Source organism: Phenylobacterium sp. (assembly GCF_041919955.1).
GTDB lineage: Bacteria > Pseudomonadota > Alphaproteobacteria > Caulobacterales > Caulobacteraceae > Phenylobacterium.
Genome location: NZ_JAYRSU010000007.1, coordinates 61,722 through 82,068, shown reverse-complemented (window position 1 = coordinate 82,068; position 20,347 = coordinate 61,722). Strand labels below are relative to the sequence as shown.

At 69.2% G+C, this 20,347-nt stretch carries 25 protein-coding genes; 7 read left to right on the top strand and 18 right to left on the bottom strand.

Annotation, left to right across the window (positions count from 1 at the left end; genetic code table 11):
* Nucleotides 1-31: 31 nt before the first annotated feature.
* Nucleotides 32-1,978: a transglycosylase domain-containing protein gene (locus ACE3T2_RS08320; RefSeq protein WP_374656627.1), complete on the top strand. Its 1,947-nt coding sequence runs from the start codon at nt 32-34 to the stop codon at nt 1,976-1,978.
* Here the strand turns inward: ACE3T2_RS08320 and lpxK are convergent.
* Genes lpxK through ACE3T2_RS08295 form a run of 5 tightly spaced genes read right to left on the bottom strand, consistent with a single transcriptional unit; the run spans nt 1,975 to nt 7,728 of the window.
* Nucleotides 1,975-2,967, bottom strand: coding sequence for a tetraacyldisaccharide 4'-kinase (gene lpxK / locus ACE3T2_RS08315; protein ID WP_374656625.1), 993 nt, complete (start codon nt 2,965-2,967; stop codon nt 1,975-1,977). The two genes, ACE3T2_RS08320 and lpxK, sit on opposite strands and share 4 nt — an antisense overlap.
* Nucleotides 2,964-4,220 (bottom strand): 3-deoxy-D-manno-octulosonic acid transferase, encoded by a 1,257-nt coding sequence (locus ACE3T2_RS08310; RefSeq protein WP_374656623.1) that lies wholly within the window; start codon nt 4,218-4,220, stop codon nt 2,964-2,966. Before ACE3T2_RS08310 ends, lpxK begins: the two co-directional genes overlap by 4 nt.
* 8 nt (nt 4,221-4,228) lie before the next feature.
* Nucleotides 4,229-5,227 (bottom strand): cation diffusion facilitator family transporter, encoded by a 999-nt coding sequence (locus ACE3T2_RS08305; protein ID WP_374656621.1) that lies wholly within the window; start codon nt 5,225-5,227, stop codon nt 4,229-4,231.
* Nucleotides 5,228-5,257: 30 nt separating this feature from the next.
* On the bottom strand, nt 5,258-5,959 hold the full coding sequence (locus tag ACE3T2_RS08300) for a lysophospholipid acyltransferase family protein (protein ID WP_374656619.1): 702 nt from the start codon (nt 5,957-5,959) through the stop codon (nt 5,258-5,260).
* Nucleotides 5,956-7,728, bottom strand: coding sequence for an ABC transporter ATP-binding protein (locus ACE3T2_RS08295; protein ID WP_374656617.1), 1,773 nt, complete (start codon nt 7,726-7,728; stop codon nt 5,956-5,958). Before ACE3T2_RS08295 ends, ACE3T2_RS08300 begins: the two co-directional genes overlap by 4 nt.
* A gap of 138 nt (nt 7,729-7,866) precedes the next feature.
* Here ACE3T2_RS08295 and ACE3T2_RS08290 point away from each other — a divergent pair, with 138 nt between their 5' ends.
* Nucleotides 7,867-8,277, top strand: a complete 411-nt coding sequence (locus tag ACE3T2_RS08290; protein ID WP_374656615.1) for a hypothetical protein — start codon at nt 7,867-7,869, stop codon at nt 8,275-8,277.
* Between the two features lie 73 nt (nt 8,278-8,350).
* Nucleotides 8,351-9,016, top strand: coding sequence for a protein tyrosine phosphatase (locus ACE3T2_RS08285; RefSeq protein WP_374656613.1), 666 nt, complete (start codon nt 8,351-8,353; stop codon nt 9,014-9,016).
* 34 nt (nt 9,017-9,050) lie between these two features.
* Here the strand turns inward: ACE3T2_RS08285 and ACE3T2_RS08280 are convergent, their stop codons facing one another.
* From ACE3T2_RS08280 to ACE3T2_RS08255, 6 genes are all read right to left on the bottom strand, one after another.
* Complete coding sequence (locus tag ACE3T2_RS08280) at nt 9,051-9,287, bottom strand: DUF4170 domain-containing protein (protein WP_374656755.1); 237 nt, start codon at nt 9,285-9,287, stop codon at nt 9,051-9,053.
* Between the two features lie 17 nt (nt 9,288-9,304).
* Nucleotides 9,305-10,099: a 3'(2'),5'-bisphosphate nucleotidase CysQ gene (locus ACE3T2_RS08275; protein WP_374656611.1), complete on the bottom strand. Its 795-nt coding sequence runs from the start codon at nt 10,097-10,099 to the stop codon at nt 9,305-9,307.
* Nucleotides 10,099-11,430, bottom strand: a complete 1,332-nt coding sequence (locus ACE3T2_RS08270) for a TldD/PmbA family protein (protein ID WP_374656609.1) — start codon at nt 11,428-11,430, stop codon at nt 10,099-10,101. The genes ACE3T2_RS08275 and ACE3T2_RS08270 overlap by 1 nt, the downstream gene beginning before the upstream one ends.
* A gap of 36 nt (nt 11,431-11,466) precedes the next feature.
* Nucleotides 11,467-11,862 (bottom strand): MAPEG family protein, encoded by a 396-nt coding sequence (locus tag ACE3T2_RS08265; RefSeq protein WP_374656607.1) that lies wholly within the window; start codon nt 11,860-11,862, stop codon nt 11,467-11,469.
* An 88-nt stretch (nt 11,863-11,950) separates the two neighbouring features.
* Nucleotides 11,951-12,970, bottom strand: a complete 1,020-nt coding sequence (locus ACE3T2_RS08260; protein WP_374656605.1) for a M23 family metallopeptidase — start codon at nt 12,968-12,970, stop codon at nt 11,951-11,953.
* A 31-nt stretch (nt 12,971-13,001) separates the two neighbouring features.
* Nucleotides 13,002-14,525 (bottom strand): UbiD family decarboxylase, encoded by a 1,524-nt coding sequence (locus ACE3T2_RS08255; protein ID WP_374656603.1) that lies wholly within the window; start codon nt 14,523-14,525, stop codon nt 13,002-13,004.
* An 84-nt stretch (nt 14,526-14,609) separates the two neighbouring features.
* On the opposite strand from ACE3T2_RS08255, the gene ACE3T2_RS08250 reads away from it, so the two are divergent.
* On the top strand, nt 14,610-14,831 hold the full coding sequence (locus tag ACE3T2_RS08250; RefSeq protein ID WP_374656601.1) for a hypothetical protein: 222 nt from the start codon (nt 14,610-14,612) through the stop codon (nt 14,829-14,831).
* Here the strand turns inward: ACE3T2_RS08250 and ACE3T2_RS08245 are convergent.
* Together ACE3T2_RS08245 and ACE3T2_RS08240 are read right to left on the bottom strand one after the other, a co-directional pair.
* A complete protein-coding gene (locus tag ACE3T2_RS08245) occupies nt 14,828-15,016 on the bottom strand; it encodes a hypothetical protein (protein ID WP_374656599.1) in 189 nt (62 codons plus the stop codon). The genes ACE3T2_RS08250 and ACE3T2_RS08245 overlap by 4 nt on opposite strands.
* Before the next feature lie 84 nt (nt 15,017-15,100).
* On the bottom strand, nt 15,101-15,457 hold the full coding sequence (locus ACE3T2_RS08240) for an MmcQ/YjbR family DNA-binding protein (protein ID WP_374656597.1): 357 nt from the start codon (nt 15,455-15,457) through the stop codon (nt 15,101-15,103).
* A gap of 198 nt (nt 15,458-15,655) precedes the next feature.
* Between ACE3T2_RS08240 and ACE3T2_RS08235 the strand changes: the two genes are divergently transcribed.
* On the top strand, nt 15,656-15,943 hold the full coding sequence (locus ACE3T2_RS08235; RefSeq protein WP_374656595.1) for a hypothetical protein: 288 nt from the start codon (nt 15,656-15,658) through the stop codon (nt 15,941-15,943).
* On the opposite strand, the gene ACE3T2_RS08230 is transcribed toward ACE3T2_RS08235, so the two are convergent.
* Nucleotides 15,931-16,443 carry a YkgJ family cysteine cluster protein gene (locus ACE3T2_RS08230; protein WP_374656593.1) on the bottom strand — a complete coding sequence of 171 codons (513 nt, stop codon included), beginning with the start codon at nt 16,441-16,443 and terminating at the stop codon, nt 15,931-15,933. The genes ACE3T2_RS08235 and ACE3T2_RS08230 overlap by 13 nt on opposite strands.
* Nucleotides 16,444-16,540: 97 nt before the next feature.
* Between ACE3T2_RS08230 and ACE3T2_RS08225 the strand changes: the two genes are divergently transcribed.
* Entirely contained in the window at nt 16,541-17,056 is a 516-nt protein-coding gene (locus ACE3T2_RS08225; protein WP_374656591.1) for a hypothetical protein, read from the top strand.
* 5 nt (nt 17,057-17,061) lie between these two features.
* On the opposite strand, the gene ACE3T2_RS08220 is transcribed toward ACE3T2_RS08225, so the two are convergent.
* Complete coding sequence (locus tag ACE3T2_RS08220) at nt 17,062-17,403, bottom strand: VOC family protein (protein WP_374656589.1); 342 nt, start codon at nt 17,401-17,403, stop codon at nt 17,062-17,064.
* 46 nt (nt 17,404-17,449) lie between these two features.
* The gene (locus ACE3T2_RS08215; RefSeq protein WP_374656587.1) at nt 17,450-18,112 is read right to left on the bottom strand and encodes a methyltransferase; all 663 of its coding nucleotides are present in this window, start codon (nt 18,110-18,112) and stop codon (nt 17,450-17,452) included.
* A gap of 85 nt (nt 18,113-18,197) precedes the next feature.
* Between ACE3T2_RS08215 and ACE3T2_RS08210 the strand changes: the two genes are divergently transcribed.
* The gene (locus ACE3T2_RS08210) at nt 18,198-18,782 is read left to right on the top strand and encodes an HdeD family acid-resistance protein (RefSeq protein ID WP_374656585.1); all 585 of its coding nucleotides are present in this window, start codon (nt 18,198-18,200) and stop codon (nt 18,780-18,782) included.
* Here ACE3T2_RS08210 and ACE3T2_RS08205 read toward each other — a convergent pair.
* Both ACE3T2_RS08205 and ACE3T2_RS08200 read right to left on the bottom strand, forming a co-directional pair.
* Complete coding sequence (locus ACE3T2_RS08205) at nt 18,779-19,708, bottom strand: fatty acid desaturase family protein (RefSeq protein WP_374656583.1); 930 nt, start codon at nt 19,706-19,708, stop codon at nt 18,779-18,781. The two genes, ACE3T2_RS08210 and ACE3T2_RS08205, sit on opposite strands and share 4 nt — an antisense overlap.
* The gene (locus ACE3T2_RS08200; RefSeq protein WP_374656581.1) at nt 19,708-20,313 is read right to left on the bottom strand and encodes a TetR/AcrR family transcriptional regulator C-terminal domain-containing protein; all 606 of its coding nucleotides are present in this window, start codon (nt 20,311-20,313) and stop codon (nt 19,708-19,710) included. The genes ACE3T2_RS08205 and ACE3T2_RS08200 overlap by 1 nt, the downstream gene beginning before the upstream one ends.
* Between the last annotated feature and the right edge of the window lie 34 nt (nt 20,314-20,347).

The following is a 20,347-nucleotide window of genomic DNA, read 5'->3' as shown; positions in this document are numbered from 1 at the left end:
CAGACAGCCCAATGTCCGAGTCCGGAGCCCCATGACCGACCCAACCAGCGCACCTGAAGTCGTGCGCGCGCGGCGCCCGTTCTGGCTCCGCCGCCCCTGGCAGATCGCCGCGGGGCTCGTCGTTCTTTTCGCGGCGCTCGTCGTCTTCATGGTCTGGTCCCTGCCGCTCGGCCGGGCGCTGGAACCGCTGCAAAATCCGACGCTTGTGCTGGTGACGGCGGACGGCAAGCCGTTCGCGCGCCGCGGCTCCTACAAGGAGCCGCCGGTCGATGTCGCCAAGCTGCCGAAGTATGTGCCCGGCGCGTTCGTAGCCATCGAGGACCGCCGCTTCTACAGCCACTGGGGCATCGACCTGCGCGCCCTGACCCGCGCGCTCCAGCGCAACGTGAAGGCCGGGGGCGTCCAGGAGGGCGGCTCGACCATCACCCAGCAGCTGGCCAAGAACGCCTTTCTGACCAACAAGCGCAGCCTGCGACGAAAAGCGCAGGAGGCGATGATCGCCCTCTATCTCGAGGCGCGGCTCAGCAAGAACGAAATCCTCTCGCGCTATCTCTCGACGGTCTACTTCGGCGACGGGGTGTTCGGCCTGCGCGCCGCCGCGCGGCACTATTTCGATAAGACGCCCGAGACCCTCAGCATCGGCGAGGCCGCCATGCTGGCTGGCATGGTCAAGGCGCCCTCGCGCCTGGCTCCGACCGAGAACTTGCCGGCTGCGCGCGAGCGGGCCGACGTGGTGCTGGCCACGATGGTCGACACCGGCGTGATCACGGCGGCTCAGGCGCGCGGCGCCCGCGACGTGCGTGTCCGCGAAGGCCGCGAGAAGCTGCCCGTCGGCTCCTACTTCGCCGACTGGGTCTCGCCCCAGGCCCGCCGCGCCTTCGAAGCGGCCTACGGCGAGGTGCAGGTCCCGACCACGCTGGACTCGGTGCTGCAGGACAAGGCCGAGGAGATCGTCCGCAACGCGCTGAAGCGCCATGGCGGCTATCTGCACGCCAGCCAGGCGGCGCTGGTCGCCATGCGCCCGGACGGCCGCGTCCTGGTGATGGTCGGCGGCGACGACTACAAGGCCAGCCAGTTCAACCGCGTCTCGGACGCCGAGCGCCAGCCCGGCTCGGCCTTCAAGCTGTTCGTCTACCAGGCCGCTCTGCGCCAGGGGCAGACGCCCGACAGCCTGGTCTTGGACGCGCCGGTGACCATCGCCGACTGGTCGCCCAAGAACCACGAAGGCCATTACGCCAACCGCGAGATCCACCTGCGCAACGCCTTCGCCGGCTCGTCCAATGTGGCGGCCGCACGGTTGGCCCAGCAGGTGGGCCGCAATGCGATCATCAAGGCCGCCGAGGACATGGGCGTGCGCTCGAAGTTCCCGCCGGACCTGACCCTGGCGCTGGGCACCGCGCCCAGCACCCTGCTGGACATGACCTCCGCCTACGCCGCCGTGGCGGCGGGCCGCTATCCGGTGACGCCCTACGGCATGATCCAGGCGCGGGTTCCGGCGCCGCACGTCATGCCGGAAAAGGAACGGCAGGGCCTGCTGGACCTGTTGCGCGCCGCCGTCGTGTTCGGCACGGCGAACGGCGGCAACGTCTCGCAATACGCCTACGGCAAGACCGGCACGACCCAGGACTACCGCGATGCGCTCTATCTCGGCTTTGTGGGAGACATGGTCATCGGGGTCTGGGTAGGCAACGACGACAACAGTCCGATGAACGGTGTGGCCGGCGCCGGCCTGCCGTCGGAGATCTGGCGCGAATTCGCGCGCTTCGCCATGAGCAAGGGCGTGGCGCGGGTGAACGGCAAGCAGATCGGTCTGCCGCCCCCGCCGCCGCCGGCCGAAGAGATCGCGCCTGAGGAGGGCCTGATCGACGGCGAGGTTCCGGTCGAGGGAGAAGCGCCTGCGGCCGAGGGCCAGCCTGTTCCTGCGACGCCGCAGCCCGCCGCCCCGGCGACGCCCCAGCCGGTTCAGCCGCCCTTCTAGATGAAGGGCGCCAACAGGCGCTCCAGGGCGGCCTCGTCCTCGAACACCGCCCGGACAGGCCAGGCGTGCGCCTTGTCGCGCCAGGCGGGCGGCAGTCGCACCCAGTCCTTCTCGGTCGTGACCAGGCCGGCGTCGAACACCTGCGCCCGTTGCTCCAGCAGCCTCAGGGCGGCGGCGTCATAGGCGAAGTGGTCGGGGAAGGGCAGGAAATCGGCCAGTTCGCAGCCCGCGGCCTTCAGGGCCCTCTCGACCTTCCAGGGCATGGCGATGCCGGCGAAGCCGACCTGCGGTCCCGGTGGCGGCGGCGCGGCCGGCAGCAGGCGCGCGACCAGCACCGGCTTGTCGCCGAACGCGCGGATGAGCTCCGGGTCCGGCGTGGCAAGATCCGCCGGCAGCATCAGGATCACCGCATCGGCGCGGGCCAAGCCTACGGTCAGGGGCTCGCGCAGGGGGCCGGCCGGAAACACCGCGCCGTCGCCTAGCGGCCAGACGCCGTCGCGCGTCTCGCCGTCGACCACAACCAGTGAAAGGGTCTTCTTCAACGAGGGGTTCTGGTGGCCGTCGTCCATGACCACGGCCTTGGCGCCCGCCGCGACCGCGGCTCGCGCCCCGGCGACGCGGTCGCGGGCGATCCAGATCGGGGCGTCGCGCGCCATCATCAGCGGCTCGTCGCCGACCGCCGCGGCCGTGTGGCGGTTGGGGTCGACCCGCAGCGGCCCGGCTTGGGATCCGCCGTAACCGCGCGAGAGACCATGCGCGCCGGGCATACGACGCAGCAGCTCGCGGACCACCGGGGTCTTGCCGGCGCCGCCGACGGTCAGGTTGCCGACGCAGATGACCGGCGCGCCGGGATCGACCGGCTGGGCCTTGGCGATGCGACGGGCGGTTATGGCGGCCCAGATCCAGGAGATCGGCGTCAGCAGAGCGCGGGTCACGGGGGCCGGCGCGCCCTCGCGCACGTACCACCAGCGCGGTGTCGAGAGCTTCATACCGGCAGCAGGGGTTGGAGCAAGGCCAGGGCGTCCTCGAACGCCTTACCCTGGCGGCCCGCATAAGCTCGGGCGGCGCGGCCGATCCGGGCGGCGATGAGCGGCTCGGTCAGCAGGCCGCGCAGGTCGCGCGCCAGGGTCGCCTCGTCGGCGCATTCGATCGCAGCGACCTGCTCGAACATCTCGGCATAGGTCGCCGCCGCGTTGAAGACGTGCGGCCCGCTGACGATGGTCGCGCCCAGCCGCGCCGGCTCCAGCGGATTGTGGCCGCCGATCCCGGGGACGAAGCTGCCGCCCATGACGGCGACGTCACAAGCGCGGAAGAAGAGGCCCATCTCGCCCAGGGTGTCGGCGACATAGGCGGTGATCGTGGACGGCAGGGCCTGGCCCTGCGAGCGCCGCGCGACGGAAAAGCCCATCTGGTCGAGCAGGGTGGCGACCGCCTCGCCGCGGTCGGGATGGCGGGGCGCGATGACCAGCAGGGCGTCGGCGCCGGCGGCCTGGACGGCCCGGGCGATGATCTCCTCCTCGCCCGGGTGGGTGCTGGCTGCGAGGATCACCTTGCGCGCGCCGGCCGCGGCCTTGAACGCGGCAAGGTCGGCCTCGGCGCATGGCAGGGGCGCGCCGACGCTCTTGAGGTTCAGCAGCGGCCCGGTGGCCGCGCCCAGGGACTGCAGCCGCGCGTCGGTATCGGGATCCTGGGCGAGGACCAGGTCGAAGGCGCCAACCAGGGCGTGGGCTGCGCCGGGAACGCGCGCCCAGCCCTCGGCGCTCTTCCGGGTCATGCGGGCCGAGACCAGGGCCATGCGCGCGCCGCTGGCCTTGGTCGCCAGGATCAGGTTCGGCCAGAGCTCGCTCTCGACCTGGATGGCCGTGTCGGGCCGCCAGTGGGCCAGGAAGCGCTTCACGACGCCGGGCGCGTCGATAGGTGCATACTGGTGGATGGCGCCGGCTGGCAGCCGCTTGGCTAGCAGTTCCGCCGAGGTGCGGGTGCCGGACGTGACCAGCAGAGTGCGGCCAGGCTTGGCGAGCGCCTCGACCAGCGGCAGCAGAGACAGACTCTCGCCGACGCTGACCCCATGCAGCCAGACCAGCGGCCCGGGCGGGCGAGGGACAGATGCGCGGCCTAGGCGCTCCTTCAGGCGCTCGGGATCCTCCTTGCCGCGGCGGGCGCGGCCGCGAAGCAGGCTCGGCGCCAGCGGCTCGGCCAGGGCCGTGGCCGCCGCGTAGAGCGCAAGGGAGAGCGGGCGCAAGGGGCGGCTCAGATCGCGTGGACGGTGGCCAGGCGGCAGGAGGCCGACTGACCGGTCTCGATCTGCAGGGTCGCGTGGCCGATGCCGAATTTGCCAGCCAGACCCTCGCAGGTCGCGTGCAGGAAGTCGTCGCCGTCGGCGTTGTCCGGGCGGGTGACGTGGGCCGTCAGCGCGGTCTCGGTCGTGCTCATCGCCCAGACGTGCAGGTCGTGGACTTCGGTCACGCCGGGGCGTGACATCAGCCAGGCCTTGACCGCCGGCACATCCATGCCGCGCGGCGCGGCGTCGAGCGCCAGGTCGACGGACTCGCGCAACAGGCCCCAGGTGCCGATCACGATCACCGCGGCGATCAGCAGGCTGAGCGCCGGGTCGATCCAGATCAGGCCGGTGAGGGCGATCAGCCCCGCGCCGATGACCACGGCCAGCGATACGGCCGCGTCCGCCGCCATGTGCAGGAACGCGCCGCGGACGTTGAGGTCGTCGTGGCCCTTCATGAACATCAGCGCCGTAGCGGTGTTGATGACCACCCCGATGGCGGCGACCGCCATCACCGGCCATGTGGCGATGGGCGCGGGCTCGGCCAGGCGATGGATGGCCTCGGAGACGATCACCCCAACGGCGACCAGCAGCAGGACCGCATTGGCAAGGGAGGCGAGCACCGTGGCCTTGCGCAGGCCATAGGTGCGTCGGGCGGTGGGGGCGGCCTTGGCGAGGATCGTCGCGCCCCAGGCCAACAGCAGGCTGAGCACGTCCGAGAGATTGTGCCCGGCGTCGGCCAGCAGGGCGAGCGAGCCGGACCAGATCCCGACCCCGGCCTCGGCCAGCACGAAGGCGAAGTTTAGTCCGACGCCGATGGCGAAGGCGCGGCCGAAGTCCTTGGGCGCGTGGCTGTGGCCCCCGGGACCGTGGCTGTGACCATGGGAGTGCCCGTGGCCGCTATGGTCGTGCGCACGATCGTGCTCGTGATCATGGTCGTCGTGCGAATGCCCGGGATGGTCGTGCGCCATGCCCCTATGTGTCACCGTGCGGCGGAACGATCAACGCCGCGCAACGAGAGCTTCGGCGCGGGCGCGGGTCGCAGTCAGTTTCGCCGACAGCTCTTCGGTCAGGGCGCCCAGGGCCGCGTCATCGGCGTCCGCCGGGACGTAGTAGGGACCGTCCCAGGCGGTGGCCCCGCGGCCGAACGGCCAGGCGAAAGTGATCCTGTCCCAGGTGTCGAGGGTGATGGCGGGCGAGACAGCCAGGCCCATCAGGTAGATCGGCGCCCCGGTCTTGCGGGCGATCTGCATCGAGCCGGCCGCGATCACCTCGGCCGGGCCCCGCGGTCCGTCGGGGGTGACGATCAGCACGCCGCCCTCGTTGATCCAGTTCATGGCTTCGCGGATAGCGGCGACGGCGGCGCGGGCCTTGCTGCTGTCGCCCTTCTTGGCCGAGGAGGTGCGGATGGCCGGGAAGCCGGCGCGCGACAGGGCCTGGGCGATGAACTCGCCGTCGGCCGAGGGCGAAACCATGCAGCGCACCTTTTCCCGTCGCCACCAGACCGGCGCCAGGCCCAGGCACAGCGGGATGGAGCCGTGCCAGAACAGGGCGACGGCCGGCTTTCCCGTCTCGAGCACTGGCTCGACGCAGGCGAGATTGTCGTGCGTCCAGCGCCGCGACTTCAGGGTCACGATCAGGTGCAGCCACAGCAGCCAGCCCAGAAAGGCCTGGACGCCGGGATTTCGCAGCAGGGTCTTCAAAGGGCCGGTTCCGCTTCCAGGTCCTGGCTCTTGGCCAGGCGGGCGTAGAGGCCCTTCTGTTTCACCAGGCTGGCGTGGTCGCCGCTCTCGATCACCTGGCCCTTCTCGATCACATAGATGCGGTCCGCGCCGCGCACGGTCGACAGGCGGTGGGCGATCAGCATCGTTGCGCGGCCGGCCATCAGGCGCGAGAGGGCGGCCTGGACCTGCGCCTCGCTCTCGGTGTCGAGGGCGCTGGTGGCCTCGTCCAGCAGCAGGATCGGGGCGTTCTTCAGGAAGGCGCGGGCGATGGCGATGCGCTGGCGTTGGCCGCCCGACAGGCGTGCGCCAGCCTCGCCGACCAGGGTGGCGTAGCCCTCGGGAAGGGCTTCGACGAACTCATGGGCGGCGGCGGCCTTGGCCGCTTCGATGATCTGTTCGTCGGTCGCATCGGGCCGCGCATAGGCGATGTTCGCGCGGATGGTGTCGTCGAACAGGAACGGCTCCTGCGTGACCAGTGCGACGTGATCGCGCAGCGAGGCCAGGGTGACGTCGCGCACGTCGGTCCCGTCGATCGTCACCTTGCCTGAGCTGGCGTCGTAGAAGCGGGGGATGAGGTTCAGGATCGTGGTCTTCCCGCCACCGGACGGGCCGACCAGGGCCACCGTCTCGCCGCGCCGCACCTCAAGGTTCACGCCCTGCAGGGCGGGCCGGTCCTCGGCGCGGTAGGCGAAGCCGACATCCTGGAAGGCGATCGTGCCCTCGGTGATGACCAGGGGCTTGGCGCCCTCGCGCTCGCGCACCTCGGGCTCCACGTCCAGGGCGGCGAACAGCCGCCGCGCGGCCGAGACGCCCTCGGCCATCACGGTCTGCAAGTTGGCGATCTGGCGCAGGGACTGCGAGGCCAGGCCCAGGGCGCCTATGAAGGCGACGAAGGCCCCCACGTTCATGCCGCCAGACTGCGAGCGCCAGCCGGCATAGGCGATGACGCCGGCGGTGATCAGGGTCATCAGGGTTTCGGTGGCCGGGGCGGCGCGGGCGCGGGCGTTGGCGCCCTTCACCAGGAATTTCTGGCGGCGCTTAACAACCTCGGCGACGCGGTCTTCCTCGTAGGCTTCGCGGTTCTCGATCTTCACCACCCGCACGCCGTCCAGGCTCTCCATGATCGCGGTCGAGAGGGCTGAGGTTTCGGCCATGGCGCCCCTGGTGGCCTTGACCGTGCGCTTGGAGAACCGCCGCATGATCGTGGTCGAGAGCGGGGCGGCCACCACCAGGGTCAGCGACAGCCAAGGGTCGTTGCCGACCATCACCGCGATCGCGCCGATCACGGTCAGCAGGTGCTGGGTGTAGTTGATGATCCCGGCCGTCGCCGCCTCGCGTATCAGGCCTGCGTCGTAGAGCACCGAGGATACGAAGGAGCCGGTGTGCCCGGCGCGCAGCCGTGCGAGGTCGGCGCGCACCAGCTTGCCGAACAGCTGCACCTGGACCTGGCCGACCACCTCGTTGCCGATGCGGTTGACCTGGCTAGCCTGGATCACCTGGGCCAGGCCCCGGCCGATGGCCAGGGCCGCGATAGTCAGGGGAATGGCGAGCAGCGTCCCGGGCTTGTGGTTGACCAGCAGGTCGTTGATCGCCGGCTCCAGGATCTGGATCAGGGTGGCCGACAGATAAGCCACGGCGATGGCGGCGATCATGGCCACGGTCCAGCCCTTCCACCGCGGCGCCATATAGGTGCGCGCGATGCGGCCGATCACGGCGCGCGTGGAGAGCTGTTCGGCAGGTTCGTCCATCGGTCCTTGGGGTCGGCTGTCGGGCGTGTGAAGTCAAGCCGGCGTCTTGGTTCTGTGGAGCCCATATGGGGGCCTTGCGCCCGCTGTGCCCTGCCTCTCGGGAATGTGCTAATCCATCGGTGCGAAACGGAGACGCGCATGTGGACTATCGCTCTTGCCCTGGCGGCCCTGGCCGCGACGGGGGCCGAACCGGCCGAACCGCCGCTGTCGCCGGCCCAGAAGGCGGTGGTGGCCAAGGTGATCTCGGGCCTGAAGTCGCCCGAGGAGCGCAGCATGGCGAGCGGCTGGAGCAACGCCAAGAAGGTGGCCGAGTTCATCTGCCGGCCTGCGGCGTTGCCGGCTCTGAAGAAGCAGGTTCCCGACGCCGACAAGGTGTTCCTGGGCACCGACAACCCGGCCACCCTGACGCTGGTCAGCAAACGCAGCCTGACCGGCGTTGGTCAGGTGCGCTCGGGTGCCGCTTGGCGGGACTTCACCTTCACCTGCGCGCTGATGCCGTCCAGCGGCAAGGTCGCCGGGTTCACGGCGGTGTTGAAGGCGCCCGCCTGACGGCGCGTCGCCGCGGCGCCTTCCGCCCTGGCCGGCTAGCCATTATCTAGGCCGCCTCATGCAGGAAGCGCCCTTGGCCGATTTCGACCTTTCCACGCCCAAGGGGCGCGTTGCGACCTATCTGGACTATCTCTGGAAGGATCACGCCTATCTGCGCCTGGGCTTCTCAAACGCCCACTGGATCAGCGACGAACTGGTGCGCACCAACCAGCCTTGGCCGCACCAGCTGGCCGAATGGAAGAAGCGCGGGATCAAGACGGTCATCAACCTGCGCGGCGGCTTCGACGCCAGCTTCCATGCGTTGGAGAAGGACGCCTGCAAGCGGTTGGGCCTGACGATGGTCGACTTCACCATCACCTCGCGCGAGGTGCCCAGCCGCGCGCGCGTGCACGGCGCAAAGGAACTGTTCGAGTCGATCGAGTACCCAGCGCTGATGCACTGCAAGTCCGGCGCGGACCGGGCGGGCATCATGAGCGTCTTCTACATGCACTTCCGCAAAGGGCTGCCGATTCGCGAGGCCCTGGACCAGCTGCATATCCGCTACCTGCATGTGAAGCAGGGCAAGACCGGCGTGCTGGACTACACCTTCGAGCGCTATCTGGCCGAGGGCGAACCCAAGGGGCAGAGCTTCCTGGGGTGGGTGGACAGCGAGGCCTATGACGAGGCCGCCATCAAGGCCGACTTCCGCGCCCAGATGTGGGGCCGGCTTCTGACCGAGGGCATCCTTAAGCGGGAGTAGGGGCTCCCCCAGAGGGGGAGCATCTCGCGGGCGCCTAATCCTGCTGCGGATCCTTGCCCGGATCGAGCAGCTTGTGCGCGTGGATGATGAAGTAGCGCATCAGGGCGTTGTCGACGGTCTCCTGGGCCTTGCGGCGCCAGGCGGCGACGGCTTCGGCGTGGCTGGCATAGGCGCCGACCAGATCGATCTTGCTCAGATCGCGGAACGTATTGTGCTCCAGATCCTCAAGTTCGCCGCCAATGACGAGGTGCAGAAGCTGCTTTTCGGGCATGGTGTTTCCCAATTCGGTCAATTCGGCAGCTCGATATGCCGTACGCGCTCCAGGATCAATGGGGCGAGGCGCGGCGCCGCGCAGACCAGGCTCGGTTGAGCCGGTTTCACGCCGTTGTACACGAAGCCGCGGCCCCTGTGGTCGCCGACGAAGGCGCCGGCTTCCCGGGCGATCAGATCGGCGGCGGCCAGGTCCCAGTCGAACTTGGCCACCAGGGCCAAGGTGGCGTCGAAGGCGCCGGCCGCAATCACGCACATCCGCAGGGCCGTGGAGTTGCGGGGCGCGAGCCGCCAGGGCGGCCCGGGCGGGGGGCCGGCGGGGGGGGGGGACCTGCGCGCGTCGCCGCCCCTGCCCCAGCCTTCGACGACATCCTGTTCGGATGCGCGGATCGAGGCGCCGTTCAGGGTCGCGCCCCGGCCGACTTGGGCTGAATAGGTCTCGTCAAGGTCGGGGGCGAAGACCACGCCGGCGATCGGCTGTTCGTCCTCGACCACCGCCACCGAGACCGCCCACCAGGGACGGCCCTTGATGAAGGCGCGGGTGCCGTCGATCGGGTCGACCACGAACAGCCGCCGCTTGGTGCGCCGCGCAGGGTCATCGCGTGTCTCCTCCGACAGCCAGCCGTAGTCGGGGCGCGCGGTGGTCAGCAGCGCCTTGAGCTGGGCGTCGGTGGCGAGGTCGGCGTCGGTGACCGGCGAGTCGCCTTCCTTGTAGGCCGTGGTCAGGCCGGCGCTGCGCATCTTCAGCGCCAGGGCCCCCGCCTCGTGCGCCGCCTGGGTGATGAGGGCGAGGTCCTCGGCGGCGTTCGCCATCAGCGTCCTGCGATGGCCAGGCCGTCGACGAGCAGCGACGGGGCGTTGGCCGAGCCGCGGATCTCGAGGTCGGAGCCGGGGATCAGACGGCCGTAGATGTCGATCAGGTTGCCGGCGACCGTGATCTCGGTGACCGGATAGGCCAGTTCGCCGTTCTCGAACCAGAAGCCGGAGCAGCCGACAGACCAGTCGCCGGTGTTGCCGTTCAAGGATGGGCCGAACATCGAGGTGACCAAGAGGCCGCTGCCGGCGTCCTTCATCAGTTCGGCCTGCGACTTTACGCCAGGCTCCAGGGTCAGGTTGCTGGTCGACACGCCTGGCGCCCCGGCGAGCCCCCGCGAGGCGTGGCCGGTGGTCTCCAGCCCCAGCTGGCGGGCCGAGGAGGAGTTCATGAGCCACGTGGTCAGCACACCGTCCTCGATTAGCGCCCAGCGCCGGTTGGCGACGCCCTCGTCGTCGAAGGGGGTGGAGCCGAGGCCCCGGATCTTGTGCGGCTCGTCGACGAGATTCACGCCTTTGGCGAAGATCTGGGCGTGCAGCTTGTCCTTCAGGAACGAGGTGCCGCGGGCGATGGACGGGCCGCTGATGGCGCCGATCAACGGCCCGATCAGCGACATGGCCGAGCGGTTCTCGAAGATCACGGCCGCGGTGGTGGAGTCGATCTTGCGCGCGCCCAGGCGCTGGGCCGCGCGGCGGGCGGCTTCCTCGCCGATGGACTGCGGGCTGGGCAGGTCGCCGCGCCAGCGGGCGGAGCGGCCGTCATAGCCGCTCTCCATGGTCTCGCCGTCGCCGGCGACGACGGAAGCGGTGATCGAGAAGGCCGAGGCCTGGTAGACGCCCGAAAAGCTGCTGGACGTCACCAACCGCCAATGGGACGACGAGGACGAGGCCGAGCCGCCCTCGGAGTTGGTCACCTGCGGATTGGCGCGGGCCGCGTCCTCGGCGGCGCGGGCGACCTCCTCCAGCGCTTCGGGCGTGGCTTCCTGCGGGTCATACAGGTCGAGCTCGGGGAAGGGGCCCTGGGCCAGTCGATCCTTAGGGGCCAGGCCCGCATAGGGATCCTCGGGCGCCAGCCGGGCCATGGCCACGGCGCGCTCGATCAACTTGGCGCGGGCCTCGGGCGAGATGTCGGAGCCCGACACGGTCGCTTGGCGCTGGCCGATGAAGACCCGCAGGCCGAGGTCGCGGCTTTCCTCGCGCTCGACTTCCTCGAGTTCGCCGAGGCGGACATTGATGCCCAAGGCGGCGCGCTGGGCGCCCACGGCTTCGGCGGCGTCGGCCCCGGCTTTCAGCGCGGCGGCCACGACATCGGCTAAGAGGCTCTCTTCCATCCTGGCCATATGGCGGGATGCGCGGCCCGCGGCAAGCTACGCGATCGCGTAGAACAGCAGGGCGACGGCGGCGAAGACATAGGCCAGCCAGGTCAGGGTGACGCCGATCGAGCGGGCGAATGACGATCCACCGCTACGCGACAGGCCAAAACCATGCAGGATACGGCCCGAGAACAGCAGCAGACCGGTCAGGTGCACCGCAAGCGGCGGAGCTTGGACAAGCGCCAGGACAGCGATGCCGATCATGGCGGCCGGGACGTATTCGGTGGCGTTGCCGAACGCGCGGATGGCCTGGGCCAGCTCCGGCACGCCGCCGTCGCCCAGGGCGACCTTGTGCCGCTGGCGCTGGCGCACGACCAGCATCGACAGCACCAGCAACAGGATCAGATGCAGCCCGACCCAGAGGGCCGCGGCGTGGCCGGCAGCGTCCATGTTCAAATACCCCTCGTCGCCCCCCGGCGAAGGCGGGCAGTTGGGCTTGGTTTCGCCAAAAGGGCAAGGGCGGGCATGGCTGGGGTTCTCAAAGTGTCGTCTCGAACGTCTTTGAAATCACCGGCTTGCCGCCGCGCCGGACGACATAGGTGGCGACGTACCGCCCCTTGGCCCAGCCCCCGGCGCGTGCCTTCTTGCCGGCCATCACGAAGGATTGCGCTTTGGCGCGATCCAGGGCCGGCTGCGCGCTGGAGACCAGGACCGAGCCGTCGGGCCCCTTCAGCGCCAGTTCCTGGATGTCGCCGCCGTGCAGGTTGATCGCGCGGACATAGGCGATCAGGGCCGTGGCGGTCGTCGGTTTGGGCAGCGCGCCGGCCTCGATAGCGGCCATGCTGACCGCCTCGGCCGTAAAGCCGGCGTTGAGCACCGCTCCGCTCTTGTAGGCGACCGCTCGGGCGGCCTTCGGCGACCATAGGCCCTGGCCGGATCGCGTCGGTCCGCACCCCGGCTCGGGCGAGGAAGGGTCGATGGTCTCGCCGTTCCTGCGGACGGTGAGATGCAGGTGGGGGTATTCAGTGTTGCCCGACAAGCCGATGCGCGCGATCGGGGTCCCGGCCGCCACCTGGTCGCCCGTCTTCACCTTCAGGCTGCCCTTGGCCAGGTGGCAGTACTGGGTCTCCCAGCCCTGGCCATGGTCGACGACGATCCCGTTGCCGCACTCCTGGCCGTCGACCGCCGAGGTTCCGCGGACCTTGACCGAAGCGTCCTCCACGCCGTCACGCAGGCGGCTCACACGCCCCGGGGCCGCGGCCAGGACATCGACGCCAGCCTTCTGGGCCGCCATGTCACGGATGCGGATGTCGACCCCGCCGTGCGCCTGATAGGTGTTGGTCCCACAGCGATAGTCCTGGGCGCCGGGCCCGGGATCGCGGTCGACGTAGTTCTGGACCTCGCAGCTCTCGCCGATCTTGCAAGCGACGGGAAACTCCAGGCGCGGGCCGCCCGTAAGCTCCGTTTTCGCCGCGGGCTTGCTCTGCTGGGCGCTGGATTGAGCTGGTGGGGCGAAGGCGACCGCAAGGCCGGCGAGCAGGAACGGGGCGAACTTCAAGCGCGTCTCCTCGTCGCCCCCGCCGGCGGAGCTACACCGGCTCGCCGTCTCCCGGCAGACCCAGGCGTGACCACTTTTCCGTGACCGCGGACACCGTCGCCTCGTCCATGCCCAGTTTCTCGCCCCATTCGCGCTTGGTCTCGGGCGGCCACTTGTTGGTGGCGTCCAGACCGATCTTCGAGCCCAGCCCGCTCTCGGGCGAGGCGAAGTCGAGATAATCGATGGGCGTGCCCTCGACGAGGGTGATGTCGCGGGCGGGATCCATGCGGGTCGACAGCGCCCACATGACGTCTTTCCAGTCGCGAGCGTCGATGTCGTCGTCCACGACGATCACCCACTTGGTGTACATGAACTGCCGCAGATAGCTCCAGACGCCCATCATCACGCGCTTGGCGTGGCCGGGATAGGCCTTCTTCATCGAGACCACCGCGATCCGGTACGAGCAGCCCTCGGGCGGCAGCCAGAAGTCGACGATCTCTGGGAATTGTTGGCGGATCAGCGGAATGAACACCTCGTTCAGCGCCTCGCCCAACACGCTCGGCTCGTCCGGCGGACGGCCGGTGAAGGTGGTCAGGTAGATCGGGTCCCTGCGCATGGTGATGGCGCTGACCTTGAACACCGGGAACTGCTCGACCGAGTTGTAGTAGCCGGTGTGGTCGCCGTAGGGGCCTTCGTCGGCGTACTCGTCCAGCATGACGTGGCCTTCGATGACGATCTCGGCCTGGGCCGGCACCAATAGCGGCACGGTCTTGGCTGGAACCAGATCGACCTTGGCCCCGCGCATCAGGCCGGCGAACTGGTACTCCGACAGCGTCTCCGGCACCGGCGTCACGGCCGCCAGAATGGTGCCCGGATCGGCGCCGATCACCGCGCAGGCGGGCAGGGCGTCTGGTTTGCCGGCCGCCTTCCAGCGGCGGTGGTGCATGGCGCCGCCGCGATGCGCCAGCCAGCGCATGATGGTCTTGTCCCTACCCAGCATCTGCATGCGGTAGATGCCGAGATTGTAGTCGTCCTCCCGCTCGTCCGAAGGGCCCTTGGTGACGACCAGCGGCCAGGTGATCAGCGGCGCGGGCTCGCCCGGCCAGCAGGTCTGGATCGGGAGCTTGGCCAGGTCGATCTCGTCGCCGGTCCAGACCACCTCCTGCACCGGCGCCTTCTTCACAGTCGCCGGCCGCATCGACATGACCGTCTTGGCCAGCGGCAGCATGTCGAAGGCGTCCTTCAGGCCGCGCGGCGGCTCGGGGCTGCGCAGAAAGGCCAGCAGTTCGCCGACCTCGCGCATTTCGGCGGCCGTCGTCCGCTCCTGGCCCTCCAGGGTCACCCCCATCGCCACCCGCTTCACCGTGCCGAACAGATTGACCAGGCACGGCATGGACGAGCGCTCGCCGTCGGCGCGGATCACGTTCTCGAACAGCACGGCGGGGCCGCCCTTGGCGAGCAACCGACGCTGGATCTCGGTCATCTCCAGCACGCTCGACACGGGCTCGCTCACCCGCAGCAGTTCGCCGGCGGCCTCCAGCTTGGCGATGAAATCCCTCAGCGACCGATAGGCCATGCGCGCTCCACAGTTCTAGAGCGCTTGGTCTAGGGCCGGCTTGCGCTGGTGTCACCTGCGGGGGGGCGGTAAAATCCCGCCATCATGAAGCGCCTCGACCTCGACGACCTGCCGCCCCGCATCGCCCAGCTGCTCGCCGGCCTGGCGGCGGGCGAGGAACTGCTGCTGGTGCAGGGCGGCGTGGTGGCCGGCCGCATCATCGGCGCGCAGGCGCCCGCGGCGAAGGCCGAGCCGGAGCCCGCGTCCGAGGAACGGGCGGCCGAGATCTTCGAGAACTTTCGCTCGGCGATGGAAGACGAGTTCTAGTCCTCGTCGTCGATGTCCTCGTCGCCGCCGAGAACCTCGTTCAGGGCGTCGATGATCGCGTCCATCTGGTCGGGGGTGACTTCCAGCACCAGCGGCTCGCCGCCTTCCGCAGCGACCGTGAGCAGATAGGCCTCGTCCGTTTCCTCGAACTCGAAGAGGGCGAGCGGCTTCGGGGCGACGGTCATGGCGATCTCCTGGGTTCTCTCAAGCCTCATGCCGAATCGAACGCGCGACCATGACCTTCGGCGCAACTGCGCGCCATCTCCGTTTCAAGACATCTGCGCGGGCCGGGCTGCGTCGAACGCCTTGACGGCGGCCTTGGGCGCAATCTTCCGCCAGCGGCGCTCGAGGAAGCTCCGCAGCGAGCCGGGATGGACCGTCTCGATCCGCGCCAGAACGCTCGGATAGTTCTTGTAGTGCGGCGTGATGTGGAAGGTCGCCGGCTCCGCCTCCATCAACATCTCCCGCTCGTCGAGGTCGATGTCCAACAGCACCAGGCTGGCGTCTTCTGCGCGTAGTCGCGTGAAGAACTTGCCGTTCACCTTGAAGGACGGGTGACCGTACGAGGCGCCTTCCTCGACACCGGGAAAGCCGAAGATGATCTCGCGAGCTTCCTCCGAGGTCATGAGCAGTCTCCAGATTGGTTCCGATGTAGACCTTGCGCCGCGGCGCAAGCGCGTCAATCGTCCGCCTCGCCGCTGGGTCGAAGCGCAATATCCTTTCTGCGGCGCGCGATGTTGTGGCGTGGCGCAATCGCCCGCCAAGGTTGTGGCGTTGCCCTGGGGCGGCGCCTCGGCTATATGGCGCGCCAGGGGATACTAGACATGCGAACGATCGACGCCGTGGCGGTGTCGCTGGCCGTGATCGCCTCCCTCGCGATCGGTCAGATGAGCGTCCAGCCGTCGGCGGACGAACTCGCCGCCGAAACCTGGATGCTGGAGCAGGACGTCATCGGCCTGCTTGGAGCCATGAGCCGTCCGGCCCAGGCTTGCTACGCCATGACCCTGCACGAACCCAAGCCGGGCGCGAGCCTCGCGTCCCTGGCGCAGGCGCGTGCGGGCGTTATGCTGGCGGCGGCCTGCGATCCCTCGATGCTCGCTCAGCTGGCCTGAGGGGCCACGTCGCTGAGGATCATCGCGTAGGGGACCATGGTCCCGTTCTTCTGCGCATAGCCGCTGACCAGCTTGTGCTCGGGATTGACCAGGCCCAGGTCCACATCCTCGTGCGGGAAGACCACGATCCGGCGGTCGCCGATGCAGACCACCAGCTCGTAGCCCTCGACCGCCCGCTGCGACATCGCCTTGATCCGCCGATAGTAGGGCTCGCGCTTCCAGGCGCCCGGCTGGGCGGGATCGACGATGACATTGAGACGCTGGCCGTCCTTCTCGGTGTACATCAGGAACTTGGCGCGGTCGGGCCGCCAGGCGTCGTCCAGCTTTTCGCTGTCCAGCCACAGGCAGATGAAGCCGCGGCAGGCCGGCGGACGGTCGGCGTAGACGCCGCAGCCCGCGGCGCGCTTGAAGTGGCCGCACCAGGCGCCGGCCGGCTTGTCCAGGGCCTGGATCGCCAGCAGCTTGCAGCACATCCCGCACTCGCCGCAGCTCTTGCCCATCGCCCAAACCCTTTCGTCCGGCTGCGGACAATAGCGGCCTAGCGTGACGGTTCGGCGACGACTGGTATAGTCCTGGGGCTGGATCAGGGAGTTTTGGATGGCGATCGACCGCGTGTTGACGGTCCTGTTGGCCGCCCTTTGGCTTTCTGCCTGCGGCTTGGTTCAATCGCCCGGTACAGATGACGATGCGGCCGTCCGGCGTGCGTTCGTCGTGCTGAAGAGCGCGCGCGCCGCGACGCTCTACTCCCTAGAGCCGGTCCCAGAGGCGCAGAGCGGTGCTCCAAGACTGCATAGTTACGATGTACTCGGGTCCGTGAGGTTGAAAGCGGCGGCAACCGTGCGCGCGTCGAATGCAATCCTTGGTGAGCTAGAGCCGAGCGACTGGATCGCCGCCTGTTTCAACCCTCGTCAGGCCCTTCGGGTCGTCGCCGATGACCATGTCTTCGACTACGTGGTTTGTGATGAGTGCGGCAGGGTGCGATTTTACCGAGATGGCAAGATAGTCGGGGAGGAAAGCTATCGCGGGCGATCGCCGGTGCTGAAGCGATTGCTTACTGAGGCAGGAATTCGGCAATCGACTTCGGATGTCGATATGTGGAAGCGCGCTCCCTAGCTAGGTCAGCTCTCCGACCAAACCGCCAGCTCGTTGCCGGACGGGTCGCGGAAGTGGAAGCGGCGGCCGCCGGGGAAGCTGAAGATCGGCTTGACGATGACACCGCCGCCGGCCTGCACCTTGGCGGCCATGGCTTCCAGGTCGTGGGCGTACAGCACGACCAGCGGCTTTTCCGTCTGGGCCGCGGCGTCCCCGTCGAAGCCGCCGTCCAGCCCCTCGGCGAAGGCGCTGTAGCTGGGGCCGTAGTCCGTGAAGGTCCAGCCGAAGGCCGTCTCATAAAAGCGCTTGGTGGCGATCAGGTCGCCGCCGGGCAGTTCCACATAGTCGATCTTGCCGTCTTCGCGCATTTCGGCCTCCGAGTTGTTCTCAATATGTTCCGTCGCTTCTAGCGGCTCAGGCGGGCAGCGTCCAGACGGCGGTCTTCTTGACCTCGCGGTCTTCGAGTTCGCGGGTGGTCTGGACCTCGTACTCGGCCAGCTTCTCAAGCCCGACGCGCGGGAAGTAGCTGCGGCCCGGATCGCCGATCAGCACGCGGGCCCCACGCACATGGGCGGCCGCCAGCCAGTCCATCACCTGGGCGGCGAGCGGCTTCTCGTAGCAGATGTCGCCGGCCAGGATGACCTCGACGTCCGGCGGCGGGGCGTCCAGCAGGTTCTGGTCAGTATAGTCGACGCGCACGGCGTTGGCCGCGGCGTTGACGTCGAGGGCCGCGCCGCAGAACGGATCGATGTCAGCGGCCAACACGTGGCCGGCCCCGGCCTTCATCGCCGCGATGCCGACAATGCCGGAGCCCGAGGCGAAGTCGACCACGCGCTTGCCGGCCACCTCCTGCGGATGGTCGAGAATATAGCGGGCCAACGCCTGCCCGCCGGCCCAGGCGAAGGCCCAGAACGGCGGCGGCAGGCCGATCTCGGCCAGGGCTTCCTCGGTCAGCCGCCAGATCGGCGTGACCTCGTCGGCCAGGTGCAGCGACAGCTCCGGCGTATGCGGCGGGGCCTGGACGCGGGTGTTTTCAAGGATGAAGGCGCGGCGGCCTTCCAGGGACTGGGTGATCACGGGCCCTCCATATCACGACCCTCCGACCGGCGAAGCGGAACCATGGGCGCGATGCAGCCATTAGGTCGAAAACGGGAGTCCGCAGATGAGCGTCGACCAGGGATTGAGAGCGCCGAACCCGCTGCTGGCCGCCCGGGTCGCCGGCGTGGCCTGGCAGGCGATCGTGCTGCGCGGCCTGGCGGGAATCGGGTTCGGCCTGCTCGCGGCGTTCTCGCCGGTGGCGACGGCGCTGTCGCTGGTCATCGTCCTATCGATCTATTTGATGGCCGACGGCTTCCTGGCGATCGTCAGCGCCTTCAAGGCCGCGCGCCAGCGACATGCGTGGGGCATGGTCGCGCTGGAGGGTCTGGCCGCCGTCGCCGCCAGCGTGGCGATCTTCGTCTATCCTGGCCTGGGCATGGCGACCTTCGCAGTGATCCTGGCGGCGTGGTCGCTGTTCGCCGGCGTGGTGAAGCTGGCGGTCGCCTTGCGGCGCGAGCCAGTCGGCGGGCGCGGATGGCTGATCGCCTCGGCCCTGATCTCGCTGCTGTTCGGCCTGGCGCTGCTGCTCTCGCCGCTGATCGGAGCGGTGGTGCTGACCTGGTGGCTCGGGATCTATGCGATCGTGTTCGGCGCAGCGATGCTGATGCTGGGGCTGCAGGTCCGGTCTCTGAGCAAGCGCGTGGGCTAAGCCTTGGAGGAGGCCAGGGCCAGCACGCGGCGATAGCCGCCCGGCTCGATCAGCATCCGCTCCGTCACGCCCTTGGCCGCCAGCAAACGGTGGGCGCGGGGTAGGTTGTAGCAAGGCACATGCATGAACATGTGATGCTCGCAGTGATAGTTCACGTAGTAGGGCGCGATCAGCAGGCGTTCGACGAAGCTGGCCTTGGTGGTGCGCGCCTGACGCATCGGGTCGGGCTCGTTCACGTCGATGCAGGCGTGCTCGGCGATGTTGCGCAGGCGGGTGACCAGCGGCAGCCAGGTCGCTTGAGGCAGCACCCACAGCACCGGCCAGATCCACCATAGGCCGAACGGCGCGCCGGCGGCCGTCACGACCGCGCCGAAGGCCAGCCAGCGGCGCTTGTCCTTGATCTCCTGGAGGATGATTGGCGCCAGCGGCTCGCCTTGCTTGCGGGCCTTCAGACGGGCGACGAACATGCCGAAGCGCTGCTTGAAGAAGGTCTGGCCGGTCAGGTCGCGCATGATCTTGCGGCGCAGCGACAGCCGCGTGATCGGGAAGGGGGCCGACAGCACAAGATCCGGATCCTCGACCTGCTGGGCGAAGCGGTGGTGCGTGAGGTGATAGGGTCGGTAGCGGTGCAGGCCGCCGGGCGTCAGCCACTCGCCCATGAAGTCGTTGAGCTTCAGGTTCCCATGCAGCGCGCCATGGGCGGCGTCGTGCATCAGGATGGCGAGGCCGAGCTGGCGCGTGCCGATGATCATCACCGCCAGCGGCAGGGTCAGCGGCCAGATTACGACCATGGCCCCGGCCGCGACGATCAGCGCCCACGCGTGCGCGATCATGGCGGGCCCCTTCCACCATGAGCGGGCCGAGATCGGCGCCCATTCCTCGGCGGTGAAGAAGTCCTTCGGGTCCAGGCGGGCGGCGGCGGCCATCAGGCGTTCCCCTCGTACTGCAGCAGCAGGAGCATCTCCTCGACCTCCTCGGCGGTCGTCGCGCCAGTGGCGCCTTCGCGCAGGGCCAGGCCCAGAGCGAGCGTCCAGAACCGGCGGGCGGTGGTGGCGGTGTCGGCCTGGCCGGTCCAGCCGCGGGCGGCGCGGATCTCGCCATAGGCGCGGTCGCCCTGCGAGTGCAGCCGCTCGAAGGTGCGCTCGATCAGCGGCGTCAGATCCTGGCGGCGCCGGGTCAGCGACAGGGCCTCGACGAACAGCGCCAGGCCCGGCGCGCCCACCACCGCCTCGACCAGGCGGCGGTTGTAGTCGGCGCCGCTGGCCGCGCCGGCGGCGGCTTCCTCGGCCCTGCGGGCGACATAGAGCACCTCGCGGCACGCGGCCTCGACGAACAGCGCCTCCTTGGTGCGGAAGTAATAGGTGATCTGGCTGGGAAAGGCGCCGGCCGCCGCGGCGATGTCGGCCACCGAGACGCCCGCCGGCCCCTTGTCCCTGAACAGTTCCACCGCCGCGTCGAGCAGCCGCGAGCGCATCCGCCGGCCCGGTTCCCGCGCTGGGCGCGCGTCAGCCAAGGAACGCACGTTGGTCATGTGCTATTTGTATAGCGTACAAATATGCTCGTCA

What these genes read in the sequence shown, in the direction of transcription:
- ACE3T2_RS08320 (WP_374656627.1), top strand. Translation starts at nt 32, where the DNA reads ATGACCGACCCAACCAGCGCACCTGAAGTCGTGCGCGCGCGGCGCCCG.
- lpxK (WP_374656625.1), bottom strand. Translation starts at nt 2,967, where the DNA reads ATGAAGCTCTCGACACCGCGCTGGTGGTACGTGCGCGAGGGCGCGCCG.
- ACE3T2_RS08305 (WP_374656621.1), bottom strand. Translation starts at nt 5,227, where the DNA reads ATGGCGCACGACCATCCCGGGCATTCGCACGACGACCATGATCACGAG.
- ACE3T2_RS08295 (WP_374656617.1), bottom strand. Translation starts at nt 7,728, where the DNA reads ATGGACGAACCTGCCGAACAGCTCTCCACGCGCGCCGTGATCGGCCGC.
- ACE3T2_RS08290 (WP_374656615.1), top strand. Translation starts at nt 7,867, where the DNA reads ATGTGGACTATCGCTCTTGCCCTGGCGGCCCTGGCCGCGACGGGGGCC.
- ACE3T2_RS08280 (WP_374656755.1), bottom strand. Translation starts at nt 9,287, where the DNA reads ATGCCCGAAAAGCAGCTTCTGCACCTCGTCATTGGCGGCGAACTTGAG.
- ACE3T2_RS08275 (WP_374656611.1), bottom strand. Translation starts at nt 10,099, where the DNA reads ATGGCGAACGCCGCCGAGGACCTCGCCCTCATCACCCAGGCGGCGCAC.
- ACE3T2_RS08270 (WP_374656609.1), bottom strand. Translation starts at nt 11,430, where the DNA reads ATGGAAGAGAGCCTCTTAGCCGATGTCGTGGCCGCCGCGCTGAAAGCC.
- ACE3T2_RS08265 (WP_374656607.1), bottom strand. Translation starts at nt 11,862, where the DNA reads ATGGACGCTGCCGGCCACGCCGCGGCCCTCTGGGTCGGGCTGCATCTG.
- ACE3T2_RS08255 (WP_374656603.1), bottom strand. Translation starts at nt 14,525, where the DNA reads ATGGCCTATCGGTCGCTGAGGGATTTCATCGCCAAGCTGGAGGCCGCC.
- ACE3T2_RS08250 (WP_374656601.1), top strand. Translation starts at nt 14,610, where the DNA reads ATGAAGCGCCTCGACCTCGACGACCTGCCGCCCCGCATCGCCCAGCTG.
- ACE3T2_RS08245 (WP_374656599.1), bottom strand. Translation starts at nt 15,016, where the DNA reads ATGACCGTCGCCCCGAAGCCGCTCGCCCTCTTCGAGTTCGAGGAAACG.
- ACE3T2_RS08240 (WP_374656597.1), bottom strand. Translation starts at nt 15,457, where the DNA reads ATGACCTCGGAGGAAGCTCGCGAGATCATCTTCGGCTTTCCCGGTGTC.
- ACE3T2_RS08235 (WP_374656595.1), top strand. Translation starts at nt 15,656, where the DNA reads ATGCGAACGATCGACGCCGTGGCGGTGTCGCTGGCCGTGATCGCCTCC.
- ACE3T2_RS08230 (WP_374656593.1), bottom strand. Translation starts at nt 16,443, where the DNA reads ATGGGCAAGAGCTGCGGCGAGTGCGGGATGTGCTGCAAGCTGCTGGCG.
- ACE3T2_RS08225 (WP_374656591.1), top strand. Translation starts at nt 16,541, where the DNA reads ATGGCGATCGACCGCGTGTTGACGGTCCTGTTGGCCGCCCTTTGGCTT.
- ACE3T2_RS08220 (WP_374656589.1), bottom strand. Translation starts at nt 17,403, where the DNA reads ATGCGCGAAGACGGCAAGATCGACTATGTGGAACTGCCCGGCGGCGAC.
- ACE3T2_RS08210 (WP_374656585.1), top strand. Translation starts at nt 18,198, where the DNA reads ATGAGCGTCGACCAGGGATTGAGAGCGCCGAACCCGCTGCTGGCCGCC.
- ACE3T2_RS08205 (WP_374656583.1), bottom strand. Translation starts at nt 19,708, where the DNA reads ATGGCCGCCGCCGCCCGCCTGGACCCGAAGGACTTCTTCACCGCCGAG.
- ACE3T2_RS08200 (WP_374656581.1), bottom strand. Translation starts at nt 20,313, where the DNA reads ATGACCAACGTGCGTTCCTTGGCTGACGCGCGCCCAGCGCGGGAACCG.